The sequence below is a fragment of the Ruegeria sp. CL7 genome (genome assembly GCF_056536445.1).
Window position 1 is genome coordinate 1 of the sequence record NZ_JBQFPQ010000022.1, and the last position, 2,354, is coordinate 2,354.

Here is a 2,354-nt window from a genome sequence, read left to right on the forward strand (position 1 = left end):
CCCCCGTCAACCGCGTCGACAACGCTTACGGTGACAGAAACCTCGTCTGCACATGCCCCCCAATGGACGCATACGCAGACGCCGCGGAATAGGGAACCGGGCGTAGCAATCCGCGGTTTGCCCTGGCGGATTGAAATCCGAAAATGAGGGCAGCGTCCAGCGAGGCGCTGCCTCTCGTCAATTCGATGGAGGAACAATGAAACACTATGTCCTCGCAAATGATCGCGCCGACCTGGCAAAGACCGGGCCGGAGGTGCCCGAAAGAATAAAACACATCGATGTTATCCTCAGCGACACCCGGGCGCTGGCATCGGCCGAGATCGTCGTCGAGTTCTATCACGCTCTGAACAGCCTGGTCGAAAACTGCTCTTACGTCGTCAATCTCCGGGTGTCCGGAAATGACTCGGTTGGCGGGCCTCTTTATTGGGCAGGTCGGACGGCGATATTCTGGGGCGACCTGGAGAACAACTGGGACGTCTCCGGTTCGCGCAGAAGCTGGATTTCGCAAGTTCTCAACCTGTCTTCAAGGACCGTTCTGGTCGGTGGAGCTGTCCTGTTGCTGGTGCAACTGGGCAGAGCGGGCCGAAACATCGTCGCGGTTCACCCGAACTTTGCCGCGGCCGCGCTGGAAAGCGGATTGGAAAGCTGCGGTGCGGCAACCCATCTGGCCGCCGACGGGCACCCCCACAGCGCGACCAGCAGACTGAGCGCGTTGCGGTTGTTGTCCGAATTCGTGTCCTTGGATCACGGAGAGCATATTGCGGACGCATTGCGCAGCTATATCGGCCTGACCGAACCTACGCAAAAACACGAAAGCAGGTTGGCCGCCCGGTTGGTGCACAAGGCAAAAGGCGATCTTCTGGTGGTGCGCACTTTGGATGCGATGCAGGAGAACATCGAAGATCCTCTGACGATCTCCGATCTTTCCCGTTTGCTCAAAACCTCGACGCGGCAGCTGCAACGACGGTTCCTGAGCAAAACCGGAGCAAAGCTTCTTTCCACGTACAAGGAGCTTCGTCTGGAAAGGGCGCAGAACCTGTTGCAGTTCACGAACATGTCGCAGATCGAAATCTCGGCAGCCACCGGTTTTTCATCGCCCGTCGCATTGAAACGTGCGTTTCAACGCTGCTACAAAACCAGCCCGGATGATGTCCGGGACCGTCGGTTCACGGGTTCGATGGCCCCGGAAGGATCCTAGCACTTCTTCGGCTTGCGCAACCGGCGATGACATCGCGTGGGCAGTTTGCCCACGCAACACTGGTTTGGTTCACGCCGCAGCAATCTGGCCTGCCTTTTCCACCAGCACTTCGGCCTGACGGATGGAGGCGTAATCAATCAGTCGACCATCCAGCGAAACGGCGCCTTTTCCGTCTGCCTCGGCCTCGGCCATGGCAACAAGAATTCGCTGCGCCTTGATGACCTCGGCGTCGGACGGCGACATCACCTCGTTCGCCAGCGCGATCTGGCTTGGGTGAATGACCCATTTGCCCTCACAACCCAGAACGGCGGCACGTTTTGCGGCGGCCTTGTAACCGTCCGGGTCCTGAAAATCGCCAAAAGGCCCATCAATCGGACGCAGCCCGTTGGCGCGCGCCGCAACCACCATGCGGGCCAGAGCATAATGCCACATGTCACCCCAATGGGTCTGGCGACCGTCCTCGGGGTCCGCATCGGTCAAAACAGAGTAGTCCGGGTTCACACCACCGATGATCGTGGTTCGCGCACGGGTCGAGGCCGCATAGTCGGCCACACCGAAGTGCAAGCTTTCATTGCGCTTGGATGCTGCCGCAATCTCACTGACATTCTGCATGCCAAGCGCGGTTTCGATGATGTGTTCGAACCCGATCCGTTTTTTGTAACCCTTGGCGTCTTCGATCTGGGTCACCAGCATGTCGACCGCATACACATCTGCGGCTGTCCCGACCTTGGGGATCATGATCAGGTCCAGCCGTTCACCCGCCTGTTCGACCACATCGACGACGTCGCGGTACATGTAATGCGTGTCCAGACCGTTGATCCGAACCGACATGGTCTTGTTGCCCCAATCGATGTCGTTCAGCGCCTGAATGATGTTCCTGCGGGCCTGTTCCTTTTCATCGGGCGCGACGGCGTCTTCCAGATCAAGGAAAATGACGTCTACATCGGATTTGGCTGCCTTTTCGAACATTCCGGGTTGGCTGCCGGGCACGGCCAATTCACTTCGGTTCAGGCGTGCTGGGGCTTGGTCAATGGAATGAAAGCTCATAGGTTCGGGTCCTTCGTCTTACAGGTTCGGATAGATCGGGAATTTGGCGCAGAGGTCTGCGACCTCGGCCTTGACCTTGGCTTCGACGGCGCCGTTGCCGTCTTCGCCA

Annotated in this window: 2 protein-coding genes; one reads left to right on the top strand and one right to left on the bottom strand. The window is 58.6% G+C overall.

The window, feature by feature from the left end; genetic code table 11:
• Positions 1-196 precede the first annotated feature (196 nt).
• Positions 197-1,198, top strand: a complete 1,002-nt coding sequence (locus ACR0LI_RS20765) for a helix-turn-helix domain-containing protein (RefSeq protein WP_171725211.1) — start codon at positions 197-199, stop codon at positions 1,196-1,198.
• 69 nt (positions 1,199-1,267) lie between these two features.
• Here ACR0LI_RS20765 and ACR0LI_RS20770 read toward each other — a convergent pair whose 3' ends face one another.
• Positions 1,268-2,245 carry an HpcH/HpaI aldolase/citrate lyase family protein gene (locus tag ACR0LI_RS20770; protein WP_480621767.1) on the bottom strand — a complete coding sequence of 326 codons (978 nt, stop codon included), beginning with the start codon at positions 2,243-2,245 and terminating at the stop codon, positions 1,268-1,270.
• Positions 2,246-2,354 lie beyond the last annotated feature (109 nt).